This window comes from Saccharothrix sp. (assembly GCF_031180885.1).
In the GTDB taxonomy this organism is placed as follows: domain Bacteria; phylum Actinomycetota; class Actinomycetes; order Mycobacteriales; family Pseudonocardiaceae; genus Actinosynnema.
This window is the reverse complement of sequence record NZ_JAPSLK010000026.1, coordinates 59,455-83,041: the sequence shown is the minus strand read 5'-3', so window position 1 is coordinate 83,041 and position 23,587 is coordinate 59,455. Positions and strand designations below refer to the sequence as shown.

Sequence of the window (23,587 nt, the reverse complement as noted above, 5' to 3'; positions counted from 1 at the left end):
CCCCATTTCGTAGGTCGGCCCCGATCGCCGGTGGTGGTCATCGGTGCCCCGCACGGCCTGTCCCGCCGTGGGCGCCGGTGGCCCTTGGTGGGCGGCCCACGCTCCAGCCCGCCTGCCATCCGGCGCGCGTCTGGTGGCTGGCCGGTTCGGCGACCAACGGCGCCGTGGACACCGGCTCCGGAAGGCCGAGTTCACGTCGAAGTTCGTCGTAGAGCGGGGTGTCGCTGACCGGACCCCATCCCTGCGAGCGGCCGGCGGCGTAGGCCGCAGCATGTGTCACCGGAACGTCGTCGAGCCGGCCGGTAAGGCGCCACCGGGATTCCGCGCCGCGGTTCGTCGACGCGGTGCCCACCAGGACGTCCTCGACATCGAGAACCCCTGCGAACGTGGGGAACTCGTATGCGGTGTAGGCAGCGCGTTCACGCAGGACCTGGTCCGCTGCAACGGTGTTGACGCCCGCTTGCTCGACGGCGACCCGGGCCACCAGCGTGGCCAGGTCGAGCAGGCGGTCCAACGCGGGCTTGTCGAAAGAGATGACGATCGTCTTCGGGTCCTCGGTCACGCCGGAGTCCCGCTCGTATCCCGTCCGCACCCCGAATCCGAGCAGGTCGGCCTGGGCGACCAGGTCCGACCACCTTTGGCCCAACGCACGTTCCAGGATGTCCCCGGCCTCCGCCACCACTGCTTCCGCGGACGGACCGGCAGTCGACACCGGCCCTTCCGGTACTGCGGCGCCCGCTGGCGGGTCCTCCACCAGCGCGGTTTCGCAGTCGGCGAGGTCGGCGAAGGGGTGCTCGTCGTCCTGGTGGTGCACCTGCTCAGAAGTCGCCTGCTCCGGCTCCGCCGTATCGGCGTGTGGGTCGCTGTCGACCGGGACCGAAGCGACTGCGGCACGCGGCTCGGCTTCGGTGGTGTCGGGCGCGGCGAGCTGGTCGGTGGCCTCGGCGAGGACGGGGATCTCGGCGTCGGACGTGTAATCCCCTTCCCGGTCCGCGGACTCGGTGGCCGAATCGGCGACACCGTCGGCGGACGTTGCCGCCTCGGGCTCGGCATCGGATAGCGGGACCGGGTCGGCTGCCGCGATCACCGGGCGCACTACACCCGCGTCCGCGGTCGGACCGTCTGGGCCGTCCACCAGCGCGGTTTCGCGGTCAGCGAGGTCGGCGAAGGGGTGCTCCTCGTCCTCGTCGGTTTCCGCGGCCACGAAGTCGTATTCCACGGCATCGACGTGCGCATCGCCCTCTTCCCAGGCCGCGTCCTGCTCGGCGTCGGCGTCGTATCCGGTGGTTGCGGTCGCCTCCGGCCGGGGCTCGACGCCGGTAGTGGAGGTGTTCGACTCCGCAGGAAGGGCCACGACGACCGCGTCCGGGGCCGCCGGAAGGGTGGATTGGCCATCGATCGGGCGGTCCTCGCGCGCCGCAGCAGGCACGACCTCCGCCAGCACGGCCTGCTCGGGCGCGAGACGCGGGGCATCCTCGGCGTTCTGCGCGGCCCAAAGATCCAGCTGGGTGTCCTGCGCTGTGGTCTGCCGCTGTGCGGGTTGTCGGCCGGGTCGCTGCGGCTGGGTGGGTGCCAGCTCAGTGCGTGCTGGCTCTACGGGCCTGAGCAGATCCTCGACCTGTCCCAGCGACGTGACGGTTCGTGCGACCCCGTTGAGTTCGACCGGGCTGAGCAAGGCGAGCCCGTCGTCGGTGGGTGCCCAGCGCAGCAGTAGGTCGGCGTCACCGCGGCGCAACTGCTCCACCGACGTGCGGGTTTCCTGATCCCACTCCAAGGAGATGCGCCGCCAACCCAACTCGGCAAGGCCGAACTCGCCGGGCACGGTGATCGGGGTCTGCGCCGACGGTCCGTCTGGTCGGGTGCCGGCGAAGTGGAGAGCGCCTGGTCGTGGCGCGGAGACCAGCCTGGCCAGGCTCCCCGGGCGGGCGACGACCCGAACTTCCGGGTCGGTACCGGATTCAGCCGGCAGCTGCCACCCGCTGGCTGCGTCGAGCGCCGTGCCGAACCGGTCGATCCATTCCCCGACCAGCGCGACGTGATCCTCGGCGCGCCGGGGAGGCCTCGTGAGCCGCCACAAGCCCGACGGGTCGTCGCGGACGACGACGTCACCGGCCTTGAGCCGGGACGCCGTGCGCACCCGGTCGGCTTCCTCGGTCAGCACGGTACCCAGCACCGCGACTCGGTCCAGCGCGGCCGTGATCGACTCCGGCAGGTCCTCCAGCCCGTCGGTCAGCGGCAACGCCGCAGAGTCGGACGCACCCGCACGGCGGCGACGGCGAGGCTTGACCGCAGTGCCATCGCGGTGCGCCTGGGCGGCGCGTTCGATGACCGCCCGCCTGGCCTGTTCGCTGTAGCCAGCCAGCTCGCCCTGCGTCACCGTGGCCGCGAGTTCGGCTTCGCCGTTGAGGTCGAAGCCGATTTGGTCGGCCTCGAACCGCCGCAGCGTGCTTTCGGCTTCCAGCAGTACGCGACGCGTCGCAGGAGTGACTCCCGCGCTGACCCAATCCTGAACCTGCTTCCAGGTCAGGCGGCCTGTGCGGTGTCCAGCTTCGTCGCGGACCTCGACCGTGAGGCCGCGGGTGCGGAACTCGATATGCCTGAACGTCGGGTTGTGCGCGGCGCCGTCGAGTTGGTCGACGGGTTCCGCGCCGTCCAGCGGTGAGGCCACCGTGCCACGGTCCAGGTCACGCACGAGCTGGGCGAAGTACTTGGTGGGCAGCGCCGTCATGGCAGTTGAGATGTCTGCCACCGTTGGTGGTGCCGACTCAGCGATCGAGGCTGGGTCGGGTGTGTCCTCGCGCGGATCGTCCCGGGTCAGCAGCGGTGTCGGTGCGTCTTCGTCGGGCAGGTCCAGTCTGCCCAGGATTTCCATTCGGCCGGCGACCTCGTCCAAGCGCTGGGCGATGACGGGCCATCCGACTCGGCGCAACATGCGGCCAGCTCGGCCGCCGTCCCGGACCCGCGCCCTGCCCTCGACCGCGAGGGCCCGCAACGTCACGGCGGTGGCGAACCCCCGTCCGTCGGCTATCTCCTGCGCAGCCCGCTGCGCGGGGTCGAAGGGCACCTTGAGCGCCAACGCCACGAAGGAGTCGTTGACGATCTTCAAAGCCGCTGGGTCGACTTGGCCCCGCAGTTCCGGCGGCAGCACATGGCCGAGCAGGTCCCGGACCGGATCTGCCCCTTCCTCGGCTTGCCGCACCTCGACGTCGGCGTTCTCGATGACCTGCGGGTCGATGCGGGCGAAGATCAGGCGGGCGCGAGCACGGGCCAGCGCCATCGGATCGCGGGCGATTCGTTCGATCCGATCGCCGACTGCGACCAGGAAGCCCGGCAGGTCCCGCCCGCTGTGGTACCGGCCCAAAGCGGCACGGGCCGACAGGTCGTGGGCGACGAGCCCGCTCAGCCCATCGGCGAACTGGCGCACCCGTACGGCGGTGTGCAGCGGCAACGGGTCGCTGCCAGCCACCCGCCAGGCGACATCGGCCACCGAGGCGTCTTCCCCGAGTACCAGCACACTCGCGGCAGTGGCCAGCGCCAGCCGGGCAGGTCCGGCTGGCAGGCCGCCGACCTGGCGGGGAAGATCCGCCACGCGCAGTTCCAGCCACTGGCGCAAAGCTTCCCCGTTGACCAGGTTCACGGCCTGCGGCAGTACGGGGAAACGGGAGTTGAGCAGCTCCGCCGGTGGTTCGGCGGCCATCGTGTGCCCGAAGGCGTCGAGGGGCCGTCCGGGCACATTCCTCAACTCGGAGATCAGGCCGTCGGTCGCGACGGCCGTCTCCCGAGGTTCAGCCGGTGCGACCTCGGTCGGCTTCTCCGGAGATGGGGCCGCTTCCGGTGCCGCGACCGCGTCGTTCTCTGTCCCGGCCACCTCCTGTTCCGTGCGGGAAACGGCGGTGGCCTGCTCGGGTGCCTCCGCGGGGGTCTGGACGGTTTTGGAGGCGAAGTCGAGGATCCAGCCGAGTGAGCCGAGCTCCAGCACCCGCTTCGCGCGGGTCACGGTCACGTAGGATAGGCGCAGCGTCTCCGGGTCTGGCAGGACGATGTTGCCGTCGTCGTCGGTGGTCGGCCCCCTAAAGTCGTCGGCGACCTTGACCTTGTCCCATTCGCGGCCCTTGGCCTTGTGCGCGGTGGACACCACCAGTTGTGGCTTGAGGTCCTCGGCGATCGCGTTCTCGTCCACCAGCTGGCGGGCCAGCCTGATCAGGCCCTCGGGGGTGTACTTGTCGACCAGCCGGACGAAGGCCCGCAGCGACTTGGCTTCCTCATGTTCCTCGACGTAGTCGCGCACGTCGTCCCAGTGGGAGAAGGACTTCAGCTCGGGATGCTTCGTCTCACGCCCTCGCTGCAACTCCTGTGCCGCGAGCGCGATGTCGACCAGGTCTTTGCCGCCGCCGACCAGGGCGACCCGCTCGCCGGCCTCGATGCCCTCGACGACCGCAGCCACCGCACCCGCGTTGGTGCGGGCGATCACCGCGTCCGGTTCGTCCACGACGTCCAGGCGCGTGTCCAGGGCAGGGTTGCCCTCCAGCCGAAGGTCGGACTCCAGCAGCTCCAGGAAGAGATTGCCGACGTCCTGCACGGCGACGCCGAAGCGCCAACTCTTAGTCAGGTCCAATGTCTCGTCGGCGGGCCAGCCGGTGAGGAAGTCCTGCGCGCCGCGGAAGCCGTAAATGCTCTGGTAGGTGTCGCCGACCACGACGGTCTGGGCCGACTGCGCCTGGACCAACGCGGCCTGAAGCGGGTTGACGTCCTGGACCTCGTCGAAGAAGATCACGTCACCTGGAAACACGGGGTTCCCGAGGGCCCAGATCTTGAGGTAGTCGTCGTGGGTGAACGGCAGCGTTCCCTCGGGCGAGGACTTGTCCTGCCAGATGCGGCGTGCCCAGTCCAGCACGGCCAGACCCAAGCCGGACGGGTCTGCGGCGATGTCGGGATGCAGGTGCGCGGCGCCAATCTCCCGGTCGGCGCTCTCCCGGTACTTCTTCACCACGGCGATGGCCATCGACATCAGGCGGTTGGCGGTGACCTCGTGCTGGCCGTGCGTGCCATAGCGCACCCGGCCGTCGGGGTTAAGCCCTAGAGCACTGGCGATGTCCTTACCGAAGCCGTCGTTCTTCGCGATGTTCCCACCGACCTTCATGCCAAGGCGGGGGTGGTTGTTCAACGCGTGGCGGGCGATGGCGTGCATCGTGTCGGCCTCTACGTTCGGGCCGAACGCTTCCTGTGCCTCGTTGGCGATGCTGCGATTGAACGCGATGTAGACGATCTTCTTGTCAGGGGAGTTCGCAGCCAGCCACGCGGCCAGTAGCCGCAGCGTGGTGGTCTTGCCTGTACCGGCGAGTGCCCGCACCGCGATGTTGAGCCCTTGGGCGAAGGCGTCCTGGATCGCCTGCTGCTGAGGGGTGGGCGGGAACGTCGGCCCCTTCGCGGCCGCGGCCTTGGCGGCAGCCTTCGTCTCTGCCTCGGTAGCAGCCTGGGCGTCCAGTACGTCCAGGGCATCGCGCAGTGCCTGCACGGCATCGTCGCGTGAGGGCTGCTTGCGTGAGCGGACCCACTCCCAGTGCTGGTCGTTCTTGCGCCACCAGAAGCCGTTGTCCTTGAGCGCGCTGCGCAGCGGCGCCGGGTCCGTGGCATCGGTGCCGGTGACGAACGCGGTGGTGCCCGTGACGCGGATTGCGATCCGCCGCGACCACGCCTTTCGGTCCACGTCGACGGGAGCGGGAGCCGGGACGGTGTCGTTTGTGGCCGCGGCTTGGTGTTCCCGATCGGGAGGCGCGTCCGAGGTGGTCCCTGCCGGAACGTCCGCGCTGGTCACCGACGGGAGAGGCAGCAGAGGGGCTGCGCTCTCGGCGCGCACCAGCCAGTAGGCGGCTTCGGCGTCGCGCCCGCCGTCGCGGACCATGCGGATCGCCCGGTTGAGGTTGTCCACGACGTCGCGTCGGTAAGTCGGTCCGGTGACGGCGAAGGGCGCTAGGCGGGCCACCCGCGAAGCCCAGTCGGGCACCTCGGTGGCCAGCGCTAGCGTGGCAATCCCGAACTCGCCGCGGTAGCTGCGTAGGTAGCTTTCGAGGACTGGGACGTCGTGCGCCGACCCGGTGCCGGCGATGAACTGCCTGGCCGCCACGGGCCAGGACGCCACAGCAGATGGCGAGGGAGTCTGCTCGGAGACGGTGATCCACTGCCGTTCGCCGACGGTGTCGAGCCTGACCACCAGACCGAGGCTGCGGGCCAGGTCGACCATCGGGTCACCGGTGAGCGGATCGCCGCCCGCCTGCGACGACGCGGCGACGGCCGGAGCCGACGCGGCCTGCCTGCGCTGGGCTACCAGCCGCGCCAGGTCGCCGAGCGGGAGACGCAACGCGTGTTCTGCGTTGATCATCGCGTCGAGGACCGCCGGCGAGTCGGTCTCCCGCGACAGCAGACGGGGGTCCACGGATGCCAGCAGCGCGGCGATCTCCTCGACGTGCTCCGTGTTATCCCCGGTGAAGTCGACGGTGTCCAGCCACGCCCGGGTGACGAACTCGACCATGTCGCCCGGTCGCAGCTGCAGCCGTGCCTCCAGCGCAGTGACCTGGCTGACGACCTGCGACGGACCCGCGATGGCGAGCAGCTTGGCCACCGCCCGAGCCGCGTCGACACGTCCGTCGACGAAGTCGAGCTTGTCCGCGAACCGCTCCAGGGTGGCTTCGACCAGGACGTCGACCGCGGGCTTGGTGTACGGCGGGGCGAGGTAGGCGCGGATCATCTGCTCCAGCGGCCGGTTCAGCGCCCACTCGGCGGGATCCATGCCGTCGGGCAGCATGGTCACCTCCAGCGCCTGCCGGTAGCGGGGCAACTCCTCCTGCGCGAGCCTGAGGCCGGCCTTGGCTCCGGGCCCGTCGCCATCCAGGGCGAGCACTCGGCCACGCTCCGGCGGCACCACCTGGTCCAGCAGGCGCAGGTGTTCGCGGGTGACCGCCGTACCACAGGCGGCAACGACCAGCAGGCGCTGCTCGGGATCGCGTGCCGCCGCGTGCGCGAGGACGTCCGTCGGTCCCTCGATCATGACCGGCTTGGCGTGCGGGACGCGGTCACGCTGCTCGTGCAGCCCGAAGAGGATCTCCCCCTTGTTGAACAGTGGGGTCGTGGCCGTGTTCAGGTACTTCGGCGTCTCCTTGGCGAAGTCGTCGCGGGGCGGGCGGCCGGTGAAACCCGCCATCCGGCCATCCAGGGTGCGCAGGCCGAACACGATGCGGTCGCGGAAGACGTCGATCAGGTTGCCCGCGCTGGACACCCTCGCCACACCGGCCTCGACCAGCTCGTCGTCGCGGAAGCCCCGTGAACTCAGGTGGTCGACCAGACCTGTCCAGCCGGGTGGCGCGTAGCCGACCATCAGTCCCGGCGTGCCCTCGGACAACGGGCGACGGGCGGCGTCCAGCTTGTCCTGTCCGCCCAACCTCCGGATTAGGTAGTCCCGTGCCGTGGAGGACCGCTCGAACTGCGCTTCGAACCACGCCGCGGCGGCCTCGTTGACCCGGACCAGCACGTCCAGACGCCGTTCCGGGGTGAACAGCACCGGCTCCCCGGCGGCCTGCACCACGGTCGGGCGTCCCTGCCCGGCCACGGCGTCCTCGACCGGTTCCGGGACGGCGGGCGACTCGTCGGTCGGCGCGGCCGGCTGGGACGTGCCCGGCGTTTCGGCGGCGCGCGTGCGCACCCGCTCTCGCAGGTCGTCCCACCGCAGGCGGTTGCTTGGGTGCTCGATCTCGGCCTGGTCGAGCAGGCGCAGCGTCTCGGCGTAATCGCCTTCCTTGAACGCTTGGGCGGCCAGGCTGTTGAACTCCGCGCCCCGGCGCTCCTGTTCGGCCAGTTCGGCGCGGTCGCGCGCGGTGATCGCCGCGTGCTCCGGCTGTGTCTTCTTCAGCTCGGGGTGTTGGCCCAGGTAGGCGTTGATCCAGGACCACTCTTGCCAGGACCCGTCGAGGTGGTTCTTGGATTCGGTGAGAGTGCGTCCGACATCACCGCCGATGTCGTAGGCGGCCGCATAGTCGTGCACGGCCCGCACGATCTGGGCCTCCCGCTCCGGGGTCGGGCGCAACGGCCCGGCGGCGTTTTCGGCGCGGCGCAGCGCGTCCTCCGCGTCCCGCGGCCTGCGTTCGGAGGCGTGGCGCAGTGTGTCGGCCACCTCGTCGGCGACCGCCTGCCGGGCATCGGGGCCGTCGACCATGTACGGCGCGAGCTGCGCCAGCCGGCGAGGCCAGTCGCGCAGCCCGGTGGAGACGGTGAACAACTGCGAGGAAAGCCGCTCGCGGTATGCCGCCAAGTACTCGGCAACCTCGGTGAGCGGCAACGAGCGTCCGGCACCGTTGACCGCGTAGTCGGCCTCAACCGGGATCGCCAGCACGGCGGGCATCGCGGGCTGGTCCGGCTGGCCCACGGGCGCGCCAGGAGTGCGCTCGTGCACTACGATCCACGCCTGGTCCGCGACGCGGGTGACCCGCACCTCAAGTCTGTGGTTGGCAGCGAGGTCGCGCCATTGGGACAACGTCGGCCGCTCGCTGGCCGTGTACTCGTCCCCGTCCTGATCGGAGCGTGGTTGCTCGACCTGGCCGTCCGGCTGCGCTTCGCCGGAGCCGTTGGGCTCGCTGGTGTCGGGCTCGCTCCCGGCGGTGATCGCGGCGCCGACTTCGCTGGTCGCATAGGGGGCCGATTCAGGCTGTGCCGCTTCAGCATCGACGGCATCACTTTGTTGCGCATCGCCCTCGCGCAGCTTTATTACCAGGCTGAGCAGGTTTTCCACGCCTCGCTTGACAGCCGTACGGCTGTTGAGCAGCACGATCCCGAGGTCCTGGAGCACCCGGATCTGGACGGGATTGCTTGTGTTGCTTGGGTAGAAGTGTCGGATGGCCCAGCCGCGGTCGATCAGCTCGCGGGCAAGCGCGGCCAGCCACTCGGTTACGGCTGCGGTGTACCCGGGTGTGCCGGCGATGTGGCGTTGCTGCGGGTTGTTCAGGTCGGTGGAGACGAGTTTGCTGATCCGTCGCCAGGTCGTGGCGTTGCCCGGGACGTGATCCGCCCCCAGTTTCAGCAGCTGCTCCAGGCGCTGCTCGGTGACGCCGGTGGCTGCCACGGCATCGGCCAAGGCCGCGTCGGCGGCAGGGTCCAGCTTGGTGCGTTCGGGAAGCCGGTTCTCCAACGCGTCCTCTGGGCTGCCGCCTCCGGCTTCCTTCAGCTCGAACAGGCGGTCCCGATGACTGGAGTCGTGCGGTTCGGCGGACATCTGCTCGACCGTTGGCGGGCTGCCCTCGGTCGCAGAAAGCTCAGGCTGTGGGGTGGGCCGCACGGAGTGCACGATGTCCGCCAGCTCGGAGGCGGTGGTGAACGGCGGGAGCCTGCTGTTGAGCAGCAGGGCTCGCAGGTCGTCGACCTGGCGGTAGTGATCGGCTCTCGCCCTGTTGCTCGGGTAGAAGTGCCGGACTGTCCAACCGTGGTCGGCGAGTTCGCGGACCAGCGCACCCACCCACTGCATCGTGGTGGACCGGAACTCCGGGTCGTTCGCCCCGTAGACCTTCGTCGGGTCGTCGGGGTCGCTTCTGAGTAGTTCGGATTGCGCCAGGACGGCTTCCTTGTCGCCCTGGCTGATCCGGGTGCGCAGGTCCATCACCTGCTGGATCTGTGCCTGCGTGACCGACGTGTAGGCCACCGCTTCGGCAAGCAGTCGGTCCGCCTCGGCATCGGGTTTGCTGCGCTCTGGGAACCTGCTGGCCAGCGCCTGCTCGAACTGGTCGACTGGAGGCAGTTGGACGTCGAACAGCCCGAACTGTGGATTCGTCGTCTGATCCTCTTCCTGCTGCGTCGCAGGGCGGCCTCCACCTGACGCTGGCGAGCCAAGGTCTTCTTGGGTGACAGGACCGACCGCCCCACCGGACTGGTCCTGACCCTGATCTGCGGCCGCCAGTGGCACGGACTCGGGCGAAGCGCCAGGAACCTTAGGTGTGGAGCCGTCCACTATCGGAGTGCCCGGTGTAGCGACGACGCTGGACTCGGCGTGTTGGTGGACGACCGGCTCGGCAGGTGCTGGCTCCTGTGCCCTCGGCCGTTCGTCGAGGAATCCAGGCCACCCCACAGGCAGGCGCTCGAAGAACGGCAGCCGGACGTCAGCGGGCTGACTGTGCGGCCCGATGCGGGACGGGTCGTCGATAAGCGGCACTGTTGGGGCTGCGGCGAGCCGGCGCGACAGCCAGCGCACCCGCAGCTGTGTGGGCACCTCAGGGTCGAGTGTGTGTCGCGAACCGGCCGCGAGCGCGCCGTGCTCGTCACTGTCGGCGAACACGACGGAGCCGTCTGCGCTGACCTCGGTGACCAGACCTTTCAAGCGCGCCTGCTGGAGAAGAGTGTCCCACCGGCGTGACCAGCGCTCCGGAGAGTCTTCGCGTGCGCCCGACTGCAACGCCGCGCGCCGGTCCTGGACCGCCCTCGCCAACGCTGTCGCGATTGTTCGCGGTACCAGGGCATCGTTGTCGTACCACTTGGCTGCTGCCTGCGGGAGCGAAATGAGCCCTCGTCGGTGGTCGACCTCCGCGCTCCCCGTGGTCGACTCCACCAGCGTGAACCCGGCCGCGAGAATTTGTAGTGTCAGGGGAGTCTTCAGCTCCCAGGGATTGCGGGTCGCAATGGTGTGCGGGCGGTCGTCGCGGTTGAACCGTGCCGCCCAGTCGACGAGGCGTTCGGCGTCGGAGCCGTCGGGCACCGTCAGCGGCTGGTCGGTGACGAACTCCGCGAATCCCGGCAAGGTGCCGTCAGCTAGTAGCGCCTCCATGCGCTCGTCGAGTAGTTCGCCTTCTTCGTCACCGACCGGTCCGGTGATCAATTCGGTGAGCGCTCGCTCCAGGTCTTCCATCCGGGTGCGGCGGGTCATGCCGAACTGCAGGATGATCACGCTGCCCTCGGGGTGGTCTTCCCATCCCGGGTCTCCTTGGATGACGACCCGACGGCCAAGCAGGGCGGCCTGCCCGACCAGAACACGCCAACGCTGCTCCAGCTCGTCGTCCAGCAGGACGTCGGTGTCGGCGTGGTATTGGATCAGCGTGGTCGAATGCTGGGTGTGGGGGTCGTAAGGGCGCAGTGGCACCCGGTCGAGGTCGGACACCGCGAACAGGGCCTCGCCTGCCTCCGGCGTGGCCTCGACCGGCGGGCCGACGGGGTCGATGTCCCCGGCGGTGACCGCCGCAAGCACGGCGGTGTTGGCGGCGTCCTCGGGACCGCGTCTGACGGCGGGCTCCTCGACCACGGGCGTAGGGGCGGCTGTCAAGGCCTGTGCCTGGAACGCCAGGATGGCCCGCCGCGAGCATTCGACGAGTTCGGCGCGGTTGGTGGGCGGAGGTGTCCCGGCATCGAGCACAGCCCACTCGTCCACGGCCGACCAACCGAGGTAACGGCGTCCAACCTGGCGAAGGTCCCGGTTGTTGCGGTTCTGGTAGAGCACGTCGACCGACCGTTGCCCCGGTTCCATCGTCGTGGAGAGGCGCAGCTTCACCTGTTCCGACACCGGCCCGAGACGGCGGGCGGTCACCACGACCGTGGACTTGTCCCCCGGCCGCAGCCGCTCCGGCCCTGCAGCGTCGACAACCTCCCAGGTCGTGACGTCTGGACCGCCAGCTTCCATCGCGCCTGCCCAGGCGATGACGTCGCCCACCTGCGCTCGTGCAAGCCTCTCGATCTCGATCGGTTGCGGGGAGAACAGCTCGGCGATCCTGTCGGCCGCCCGATGCAGCAGGTGCGACCGGCCGCCGTTGTAGAACTCGTCGTCGGGGGCGATCCGTTCGGCGCGTGCCCTGAGCAGGTCCACTGCCTCGTGGGGCTGACCGCCAAACGCCATCGCGTCCGCCACCCGCACGATCGCCAGCGTGGCGCTGTCCTGCTCGCGCAACCTCTCGTTGCGCTTCTCCTCGTCCGTTGGAGGCGTCACCGGGTACGGCGTCACTCGGGGGCCGACGTTCGTCAGCTCGTGCTCCAGATCGAGAAGCGCCGTCGTCGCAGGCTCAGCCCACCGACCGTCGATGCGCTCCCACGAACCCGGACTCACCCGCTTGAGCGCGCGGCTGAACGCCTCGGTCAGCGGGATCTGTTCACGTTCCTCGGTGGCCAGGTGCATCAGGGCTGCGGTGTCGAGAGCGCGCAGGCCCGCGGCGCGGGGGTGGCTGCCTTCGACCGGCAGGCTGCCGGTCGGGTCCAAGTCACGCCATGCCTGCCCGGCGCGCCATACCTCGTCGACCGGGCGTGTCCAGTCGATGTGGGCGCCGCGGGCGTCGAGCAGATGCTCCAGGGCGTGCAAGTAGCCGGGCACGGCATGGTCTGGCAGGTCGAAGGCGGCGACCTCGCGGTTGTGCTCCGCGTCGGACCGGGTGTTGCTGAACAGGACCTGGGGCCGATCCTGTGAGGCGTGGGCGAGCATCGCTCCCAACTGCGCCCCAGAGGGGACGTGGACGATGAACCAACGCCGACCTCGCCGAGCTTTGGGCGCTCCGGTCAGCCGAGCTTGGAACGCCCACAGCGCACCGGATGGCGACGCGACGACGGCGCGGGACTTCTGCAGCGCCTCCACGGTCGCCACAGGCACGCCCACCTTGAGAAGTTGCGCCGCCACATCCCGCCGCGTCCGCCACGGAGCCTGCCTTACGGGCCGGTCGGCCATCGGCCGCGGCACCAGCTGAAGCAAACGGCCGCCGTGCCCGACCTGTGCAGCCCGTGTACCCACCGTGCCAGCGATCACCGGCTCGCCGGACCCGTCCGAGACGGCTGCCGTCTCGGGGACGCCCGCGTCGACGACGTCGTACGGTGAAGATTCGACGGCCGAGATCTCGTGCTCCTCGCCTGTGCCCTGGCCCGGTGTGCTGTGGCGAATGAGGGTCGCGAGCAAGGCTCTGCCGTCCTGCTCCGAGACCGTGAGGTTCCACGAGGCGCCGGTCTGGAGTGCCACCACGGCACGGGCTAGGTCGACGATCGCCAGGGCGGGGTCCTGGTCGATCACAATGAGCAAGACCTGTGACTCGCTCTTCAAGCTCAAGATGTGCGCCCGCTCAGGCCGATCTGGATACAAGCGAGGATCGGGGGCCTGCGTCTTTATGGTGAAACCCTGATCGGCGAGTTGACCGAGCAGTACCTGCCACGATTCGGCTTGCTCTGCGGTGATCTGCTGGCTGGGGTAAAGGGCTGCCAACTCCGCAGCAGGCGGCAGGACGGACGTTGCCCCGCTGGGACGTTCGGGACTGTCCTCCTGTGCGGAGAGCGAGGCCTGCGGTGTCTGCTCCTGTACCGCGGCGCCAGTCGCAGGTGAAGGTTCGCGTTCGGCGTGTGCCAGGCCGTGATCGTGCAGCTCGTTGACTTCTTCGTAGATGGCGTGGCGGGCCATGTTCAGCCAGAACTGTGCGATCGACGGGTCGTCGAGCACGAATCCCGGCACATCGGGTCCGATTTCCGCTCCGTCGTCCACGACGGCGTGCACGGCGGCGTCGATCAGGTGCTCGTCGAGGACGTGCTGGATCTGGTCGCGGGCGTTGACCCGTGCCCACTGTCGGACCTGGTCGTGCGCGGCGGCCGCGCCGATCCAGGAACGCAGCCAGCGGCGTTGGCGGTCGGTCACCGAGAGGCCGAGGTCGTTGGCCAGGTTGTCGACCAGTTCCGGCAGACTTGCGGCTAGGTCGCGGCGGATCCGTGCGGGCACCAGTGCGGCGGCCACGGTGAACAGGCGTTCAGCGAACCGGCGGTCCCTGGTGGTGTAGCGGGTCGCCACCTCCAGCGCGACTTGGTCGGGGCGCGCGCCTGAGCGCGCGAGGTCCGTCAGCGGTGCAGAGATCACGCGGGTGAGCTCGGCGCGAAGCGTCGGCTCCAAGTTCTCGGGCGTGTTCTCGACCGTGTTCCGCAGCAGCGGGTGCTGGGTCAACGTCACCAGTCGGCTGCGGATCCAGGCCGCCTGTTCGGCCGTCGCGCCGAGCACCTGCTCCAAGTCGGGCAGCACCGTCGCCGGATCAGCTTGGGTGGAGCCGGCTTGGGTGGGGCCGGCTTGGGTGGCTGGCTTGGTATCCGGTCGCCGCGCAGGCATGCGAAGGGCGATCTCGCTGGTGACCGAGTCGTACCGGCGTTGTGCCTGCTCTGTGGCGGTGGCGACGGTGTCGGCCAGGACGAGCTGCGGGTTGCGGTCGGCTCTCACCCGGTACACCGCGTCCGGGGCGGCGGAAGTGGAGATCCACAGCGTCCGGCTGTCGGCGGCACTATGGAGAACCCGCACGCGGACCAGCCCCCAGGCCAGACCGCGCTCGGTGTACGCCTGGTTGCGGCCGGTCGGAAGGATGGTCCACGGCACGTCGCCCGAAACTTCGCCGCCGAGCTCACCGCTGTCCAGGTCGAGGAGGCGCACCGGTTGGTCCCGAGTGGACTCGATGGCGGCCCCGATGTGCCGCAAGGCGGCGGCGTCGGCCAGCCTTTCGCGGACGAACCTCAGGGCGGGGCCGCGCACACCCAGCTCGCGCAGCGCGTCGGCGACGCGGATCTCCGCCTCACGGTTGGACAAGTCGGTTCCGTCGAGCAGGTTGTCGACAGTGGCCCGAGCGGCGTCGTGGTTGAGGTGGCGGCGCAGTGCGCCGACGTGGGCCGCCAGTACGAGCAGTTCGTCCTCGCCCGACAAGGAATAGTCGGTGACGATCGTGGCCGTCTCGTGGTCGACGGTGCCGATCACTGCGCCGACAGGGCGGCTCCAGGCATAGCCGGCGGCGGTGATCTCGGTGCGGAGCTTGTCCAGCCTGGCCTGGGTCGAGTCGCCGGTGACCGTGTCCAGAACAGTGTTGGCGGCGCTGAGCTGGTTGGCGTCGAGTTGAAGGCCAGCGACCTGGTCTCCCGTGTCGGCGGCGATGCCATCCGGGCCTGCTGCGGCACTGGAGGCGGTCGGTTCATCGGCGCGATCGTCTACAGCGGCGACGGCGGATGGCGATTGTTCCGGCGGCGTGTCCGGCTCGCTGGCTGTGAAGCCGGCGACTTCGACTACGTCGCGCAGCGTCGGATCGTTCACTGGCGGGTTTGTGCCGTCCAGGAGACTTGGGTTGCGCTGGATCCTGGTGACCACGCCCGCCGGGGACAGGTGCACTTCCAGCTCTGCCTTGGGCGAGGTGTCCGTACCCGCCTTCACCCAGAGCAGGCTGAATTCCTGCGGAGTCAGCCCCGCCCCGGGGATTCCTTGTGGTTTGCCACCGGATTCCCGGATATCGCGGTAGGCGCTTCGGGCCCAGCCCTGCTCGTGCAGCAATGGCTCCACCACGCGCAGGGTCGGGCGCTGCGATGGCTGTGGAGCGGGCACCGTAGTCGGCAGTTCCCGCGGGCGGGGTGATGGCGGTGGCAGGCTGTTCCAGTCGTGGAGGATCTGCCGGTACTGCTCGGGCGGAGGATCAAGGACGACGCGTTGTTCGTCGTTGATGTCGACGAGGTCGAGCGTGCCGTCGGCGAACCGGACCACGCGCTTGTAGCTGGTCGGGCGCAGGTTGGGGAAGTAAGCAAGTTGGCCCGTGATCTCGCCGACACGTGACCGTCCGTCGTAGCCGGGATCGCCTGTCGGGGTGAACACCAGCCGTGTTCCCGGCTCGACGCGCCGGGCCGGCACGTTGGCGGCGTCAGTACCGTCGAGAATTGAGAACTGGTCTTTGTGGGAGGTTCTGTCCAAGACCGCCGGCGTGTCCTGCCAGCGGCCCATGCCCGGATCGCGTCCTGCTTCGAGAACATGGTGGTGAGGAGCGAACCTCACATCGACTCGGGTCTCGGGGCCGGGAAGGTTCACAGAGAGACCGTCGGTGAAGGTCAGCCGGTAGACGTCTTGGACCACGCGTTGGGTACGCCGTCCTACCTTCGTGGAGTACTGGGTGGTCCACCGCCCGGCGTCGGCGACCTCACGGGACTCGCCGTCCAGGCGGATCACATCCCCGGGGGCGACCTCGGAAGCCGGACGCGCAAGCCGGAATCCGTCTGTGTCGATTGGACCACCGGGCGGCGCGGGTGTGGAGTGTTCTCGCGAGTCGAGATACCGGAAGCCTTGTTCGGTCGCCCAGGTCGCGGCCACCCCGTCGATGGCTGCGGCCAGGGTGCGGCCCTCGGCGTCGCGCCAGCCCTGTGACCAGGTTCGGTAGCCGGGGGCGGCGAATGGCACCGGGTTGCCGTCCGCGTCGCGCAGGTCGGCCAGCCGACGTCCCAACTCCCGCACCTGCGCGCTGCTGACGCGCGGTGCCCGGTTCCCGATGGCGTGCACGAAGGAACGGCCGTGCAGGATCGTGATGCCATCGGCCGTGTTCAGGCTCCAACGCGAAGATCCGTCAGCGTTGGTTACGAGTTCGCGACGTGGCGTGCTCGCGGCGAGCACGCGGGCACGTGCGGTCGCGTCTACTAGTTGCTCCCACAACGGCAACTCGGCGGTGATGTTGCGAACACGGTGGCGACGGGCGGCGGCAACCCGCCGCAGGCGCTGGTACTCCTGAGCGTCGACCGCTGTGGGATCCGGTACGGCCTCGGGCACGCCAGGCCGTTGATCGACGGCCAGAGCGGCGACGGCGCCAGCGGTCGACTCGGCCGACGCCTTATGCTGGTCGACGTCAGCCAGGTAGTCGCGGATGCGCCCCAGCAGCCTGTGCGCCCTGTCCTCCGCCCAGAGCACGGCATCATCCAGTTTGGCGGCGATCCGCTGTCCGTCGCCGTCGATGATCCACTGTTCATCGAGGGGCAGCGCGATGTGGGTGCCGTTGTCGGCGGGTGGTCGGTGGCCGGGTTCTGCGGCCAGTCGCGGCCGGTCGGTCGACAGGGGGTTGGACAGGACGGCGTGGAAGCGGTCGCCGAGGTAGCCGAGGTCGACGCGCACACCGCGCCACAGCAGGGTGCTGTTGCGGCTACCGGACAAGGCCGCTCGGCCGAGGGCCACGAGTGCCGCTGCCTCATCACCGTGCGCGACCCGCGCCACCGGAGGGCCCGGCCACAGCATGCCCACCTCATAGCTCCAGTTCACGGCGCGGGACATGGCGTCGTAGGCGCGAGCGTCGCGCAGCAGGTCCAAGCCGGTGTCGCGAAGCTCGTGGTCGCGGGGCAGGCTGGAAAGCGCCTCGCTGACATCCCGAAGTTTGTCGGTCGCAGTCTCCTTGAGCGGGTGGGGCACGGGCGGCAGGTTGAGACTGCGGGCGAGCCGGTCCGTAACCCGGCGCCTGACGTCCTCGGCGATCTGCCCTGCGCGGGAGATGGTGTCGGTGATCGCGCCGATCAGCCGGGCGGGACCCTCGCCCTGCGGCCGTAGGGGCACCCAGGCCGATGGGGACCTGCCGTCGTTGGGCAGGATCTGCGCAGTCAGCCCGTCGTCGTCCTCCGACAAGTAGATCTGTACGTCACCGACGTTCAGCGGGCTGCCGGTGTAGCCGATCCAGGCATTGAGGTCTTCGTCGGTGCGCAGGCGATCGCCGCCGGGGTCGTGCAGCTCGGCGTCGGTGTTGCCCGCAGCAGCGCGGGCCACACCGCGCAGCGCCACTGCGAGCTGTACCTCGCGCGCGGCCTGCTCGGTGAGCGAGTCCAGCAGACCGGCGTCGCGGAGCAGGTTCCGGACCGGGCGCAGCGCGGGCTGTCCCGCTACGTCGGCGGCCATGATCGCGTCGACCGCCTCGGTGGCCACGGCGTTGTTCCGGTAGATCCGGACTTCTTCCACGTGCGCGGCCAGTACGCGGACCTCCTCGTCGACAAGCCAGCCCGCGTCGGTGAGTACTTGTCCCGTCGTGTAGTCCACGCCACCCAGGTCGGCCTCGTCGCGGCGCACGTGCTCGAAGCCCGCCGTGGTGAGTTCCTGTTCGAGGCGTGCCCACTGCTGTGCGGTGTCGGCGGCATCGGTCAGTGATTCCAGTGCCACCAGCCCGGCCGGTTCGCTGACGATCTGCTCGATCGGCGGTACACCCGGCCGGGTGGTGTCGGCGGGTGCTACTACGTGCCGGTCGGGATCGCGGCGCTGGTCGCGTTGCACGCCGCCGCCGGTGGCCGCTGAGGGTGAAGAGGTCCGCGATTCGGCGGTTCGAGGTTCGACAGACTCGGCGGGGGTGGTGCCGGCAGCCGTGTCCAGCAAGGGCCCGGCCGTTTCCTGGCCTGTGGGGAGACTGTCGGGGATGCCAAGGTTCGGCAGCGTGGGCCCGCTGCGCGCGCCCAGCGGTGCCAGCCTTGTACGCCCGCCCCGATCGGGGCGACCGATGCTCAGCCACACGTCGAGGGCGGGTTCGATCGGCGGGCGTTGTGCGGCGAGCACGGGGCCGGTGATCTCGCTGTACCAGGCGCCGAACGACTGGGCGGCGGCGCCGTCGAAGCCCAGTTGGAGCGCGAGGTCGCGGGCGGTGGAGGCCAGCTCGGTGAGTTCGCGGTGCCGGGCTTCACGACGCTCCCGCCGGGCGATGGCCTCCGGCGAGTTGGGATCCTCGTCAGGATCGGCGGACAGGTCATCGACCTCGCTGAGTTCGGAGACCAGCACGGCGCGCCGCTGGGTGTACTCGTCGATGAGGTGTTCGTAGGGGAACGCCTTGCCGACCTCGGCCTCAGCGGCCTCGATTGCGTCCAGCGTCTCGGCGATGTCCTCACGAGTCCGATCCCCAGCGGCGGCGATCACTTTCAGCTTGTTTTCCAGCCGGGTGATCAGGCCGATGCCCTTGGGCAGGTCCCCCGGGTCAACCGACGTACTCGACGCAGTGAGGTTGGCCTCGGGAAAACGCAGGACGAGGCGCTGGTCGCCTTCGTTGAGCGGGTAGACCGCCGCCTCGATCGCCAGCCCGCCCAGCGAGCCGATCGGCACCACGGTGCCCCGCCCCGAGCGTGGTGCGGTGGCCATCGCGTTGGCCAGGGTTTGGCGCAGCGCCTCGACTGCCTCGGTGCGCTTGCTGAAGGTTGTCTCGCCCACGACCATCGAGAACTTCTCGCCCTCGGTGGTGACCAGCCGAGCGGCGACCTGGTCCTGCTGTTCGGCGCGCCGTTCCAGCTTCGGGATGGCGGCGCGGTTGTTGATGACGGACAGCTTGAGGGCCTGCTGTTCGCGGATGTGCTTGGAGCGACGTCGCTTGAGGTGGCCAAGCTCCTCGTCGAGGTCAGCTTTCTCCTTGTGGCGCATGTCGCCGGTGGCCGCGACCATCGTCTCGGCGAGGCTGTCGATCTCGGTGCTGGCGATCTCCCGGGTCCGCTCGGGCGGAGTGGAGGAGTACAGCGGCGCGAACATCTGCGCCTTCTGCGAGGTGATCTCCCACTTCTTGGCGTCCATGCTGGGCGCCAGCACGACACGCTTCCAGAAGTAGAACTTGTTCTGGTTGCCCTGGCGTTCGGCGCGGCCGATGGCCTGGGCCGTGATGTCGGGCCGCCACTGACCGGTGATCTCGTAGCCGCCCAGCACCCGGTCCTGGACGTTGATGCCCGCGCCCATTTTCATGGTCGAGCCGACCAATACCGACACCGCTCCCTCGCGGGCGGCGGCGAGCAGGTCGGCCTTGCGCTGCGGTGAGCTGGCCTCGTGGATGAATCGGACGGACTTCTCGTCCATGCCTCGACTGACCAACTGTTCGCGCAGTTCGGTGTAGAAGTTCCAGTGCCTGCTGGTCGGCGTGGACTCGTCGCAGAAGACCAGGATCAGCCCGCCGCGCACCGGATGCTCGGTGCCGTCGTCGCGCAGGTAGACGTTGTCACGGGCTGCGTTCCACTCGGCGAAGATGTCCGCGGCGACTATGTCGACCTTCTGCGGCTCTGGGGTGGTGATACCCACGGTGCGCAGGTCCAGGGCGGCCAACTGCCCGTCGTGGGCGATGACCAGGTGGTTGTCCTTGCCCTTCTCGGGCGGGCCTTTGAGCTCGCGTTCGCGGCGGGCGGCGTCGAGGGTGAACAATCGGGCCTGCACCGACGCGGGGACCTCAAGGATCTCGATGCGTCCGCCGCGCAGTTCCGGGGTGGCGAGATTGAGGTCCTGCTTCATCTTCACGTCGGAGGTCAGCCGAAGTGACCGCCACAGGTCGGTCTCGTTGATGGTGCCGCGGGTGCGACTCTTGGGGCGCAGCGTCCCGCCGGGGGTCATCTCCAGGAAGTTCTTCTGGGTGACGTAGGTGCGAGCCCAGGTGTCGAAGCGTGGCAGATCGTGCCCCAGGCGCCTCATCCACAGGTAGACCTCGGAGAACTTTCCGGTCCACGGGGTCGCGGTGGCCAGTACGACCCGGGCAGTGCCGAATCGCTCCTGGAGGTGACCGAGCTTCATGTCCAGGTCGATCGACCGATAGGCGCCCTCGATCGCCAGGTCGGGGATGGCGGAGATCACCAGGCCGTTCTTGTAGTTCTGCGCCTCGTCGACGACGACGAAGTCGAAGCCGGCCTCGGTGAATGTCATGCCGGCGACGTCGCGGTCGATGGCATCCAACTGGGACTTCAGCCGCGCTTCGGCGTTGTCCATCGCCGACTCGATGCGTTTGGTCATCGACTGGCTCATGGACTCCGCGTGAGCGGTCTTGGCCGCGAGCAGGTCGTCGAGTTCCCGGCGCAGAAACTGCCCCTGGATGTCCGGGGGGAGCGGGATGCGCTGGAACGACTCCTTGGTCATGATCACGGCGTCCCAATCGCCGGTGGCGACCCGGGCGACGAACTCCGCACGTCGATTGCGGCCCTTGGACTTCTCGGTCTCCTTGTCGGACACGGCGTCGGTGGTTCCGGCCAGCAGCTTCGCGGCGGGGTAGGCCTGCAACCACTCCCGTTCGAACTGTTCGGCAATGCTGTCGTTGGGCACGACGATCACTGGCTTGTTTGCCAGGCCCCGGCGGCGCCGCTCCATGACCCCGACGATCATCTCCAAGGTCTTGCCCGCGCCGACCTCGTGCACCAGCCCGGTTCCGCCCTGGTGCACGATCCGCGCGACCGCGATCTTCTGGTGGTCGTGCAACCTGTATGCCTGCGACAGGCCGGGCAGCGCCAGTTCGACCGTGCTGTAGTCGACCTCGATCTCGGCGTTGAAGTTGTCGTTGTACTGGCGCATCACTTGCTGGGCGCGCTCGCTGTCCTCCCACACCCAGTCGGCGAACCGCTCGGAGATCTCACTCGCCTTGTCCACCGCCTCCGCAGTGGCTTCCGGGTCTAGGACGTCTTTCTCGAAGGTGGTGCCGTCCGATCGGACGGCCTCGACCTTCTTGAAGACCTCGATAGGCGCGCCGAACAGCAGGCTCTCGGTCAGGTCGTAGGCGTCCTTGCCGCCGCCACCCCAGATCTCGTTGGCCTTGAGCACAGTTGCCTTGGACTGCTTGCTCTTGTCGGTGGACACCAGCCATAGCCCGGCCACGCCCTCGACGCGGACGTTGTCGTCCTCCAGCAGTTCCCGCAGGAACGCCTGCACGTACTCCGGCCCGATCCACGAGCCGAGCCGGACCTCGATCTCCTCGGGACCGAGGTCGCGCGGAATGACCTTTTCGAGCGCGGCGACGTTGACCTCGTACCGCGGGTCCATTTCAGCTGCCCGACGTGCGATGGCAAGCTTTTGACGCACGTTCCCGGCTAGGTAGAACGGTGCCCACACAGGCTCAATCAGGGCCGGGTCGTCGTAGACCAGCGTTCCCAGTGCCTCACGGGCCCGGTCGCGGTCGGGAAGCCCCATCAGGCTGGCGATCTCGTCCAGGTCGATCCGCGAGTGCGTGTCCATGCAGATCGCGACCGCCTCTTCGGCGGTTTCGGCTCCGAGCCGGACCCGGGGTGGATTGATCACGCGCTGGGTGAAAATGTTGGCCTTGCGTGCGGACTGGGTGACGGGGTCGAACTTCTCCAGGGCGCGGGCGACGTTGGCGAACGGGTCGTCGCGGAACCCGCCCTGCGACGGCCGGTTGATGACAGTCATGCGCAGGTTCAGCTCGTCGAGGACGTCGTTGGGCAAGTCCTCGTCGGCGCCTTGGTCGACGATGGCCTGACCTGCCGCCACGATGTCGGCCGGCAACCGGAGATCGGCCATGTTCGCCCGGCGCAGCAGCTTCTCTGGCTGCGTCTCTGCGAGCAACTTCGCCGCCAGTGCCTTGACGTCGACCTGGCTGTCGATGCTCTTGGCGTCCTTGGCCAAAGACACGGCGGCAGCCTTGACCGACCTGTCGAAGGCGCTGGCGTGGCTCTTGACCAGCCCTTTGAGGTGGCGTTCGAGTTGCGTGCGACTCAGGCCGTAGGAGTGCAGCTCGCCGAGGTACGCGGTGACAGTGTCGGTTGAGGCGGGCAGCTTGTTGTAGCCCTTGCGGTCGCACCATTCGCCGAAAACGTGCCAGACCTGCCGCAGCTGGCGGCGCTCGGTGAACCGGTTGATCGGCCCGTAGGTGGCGGCGTAGTCGTCGTAGACCCGGTTGAGCTCGGCACGCAGCTCGTCCATGCGCGGCGTGTCGTCGACAGACTCCTGCTCCTCGCGGATCAGCGCCAACGCGACGTTGCGCACACCGATCAGCGCCCGCAACTCGCCGACGTCCTCCTTTTTCTGTGGGGTGTAGGGGAGGTCGATTGCGCCGACGCGGACGGTGAACGTGCCATCGTCCAGCGCGTTGAGGGAGCCGCTGAACCGGGCCGCCTCGGGATCGACGACGGTGACGGTGGCGGCCGGTCGCGGCGCGGCCTCCACCCGTGGGCGCATCACCAGGCCCTGCTCCAGCGCCCGGGCGACCACGCGGTCCACGGCCAGCGCGAAGTCCACACCGAGCCGGTCCAGCGCGCCCTTGACCTCCAGGGTCTCGGCGTTGTGCATGCCGTGCTCCACGGCGAACTCGCCGAGGACCTGCTCGGGGTGGTCGAGGAAGTACCGGTTGACCTCGACCATGGCCTCCGCGTCGCCGACCATCACCGGCATCGCGAGGTCCCAGGAGTCTGTGGGCACGAGCGGCTCGGCGCCGTCGGCGCGGCGGCGCAGGATCAGCAGGTCGGTGACCGCGTCGGTGCCTGCGGCGCGGCGGTGCGCGCCGGTGGGCAGGCGTACCGCGCCGACCAGGTCGGCCAGTTGCGCCATCTCGCGCCGTGCCGCCGGGTTGCGGGCGTCCATGGTGAACCGCGAGGTCAGCACCGCGACCAGGCCGCCGGGCCGGGTCAGGCGCAGCGACTTGATGATGAAGTGGTTGTGGATGCTGTGCTGGCGGCCGGGGTTGTGCTTCGGGTCGTCGAGCTTGACCTTGGCGAAGGGCACGTTGCCCACCGCGGCGTCGAAGCTGCCTTCGGCGGCGGTGACGTCGGCGAAGGACCCGCGGATGACGGTAGCGTGCGGGTAGAGGGCGGCCGCGATCGTGGCGCTGACCGGTTCGCGTTCCACCCCGGTCATCCGGGCGGTGTCGGGTGCCAGTCCGATGAAGTGCCCGGACCCGCAGCCGGGTTCCAGGACCTCGCCGCCGTCGAACCCCAAGCGGCCGAGGGCGTCCCAGATCGTGGAGACCAGGGAGCCGTCGGTGTAGTGGGCGTTGATCGTGGAGCGGCGGGCGGCCGCGTACTGCTCCTCTGTCAGCAGCTCGCGCAGGTGGGCGCGCTGCGCGGCGAACTGGTCCTTGTCGAACAGCTGGCCGGCCGCGCCCCACCCGGACCAGCGGGCCAGCAC

1 protein-coding gene is annotated in these 23,587 nt (G+C 69.3%); it reads right to left on the bottom strand.

The window, feature by feature from the left end; genetic code table 11:
- Window positions 1-37: 37 nt before the first annotated feature.
- Entirely contained in the window at window positions 38-23,587 is a 23,550-nt protein-coding gene (locus RIN75_RS26120; protein WP_309114664.1) for an AAA family ATPase, read from the bottom strand.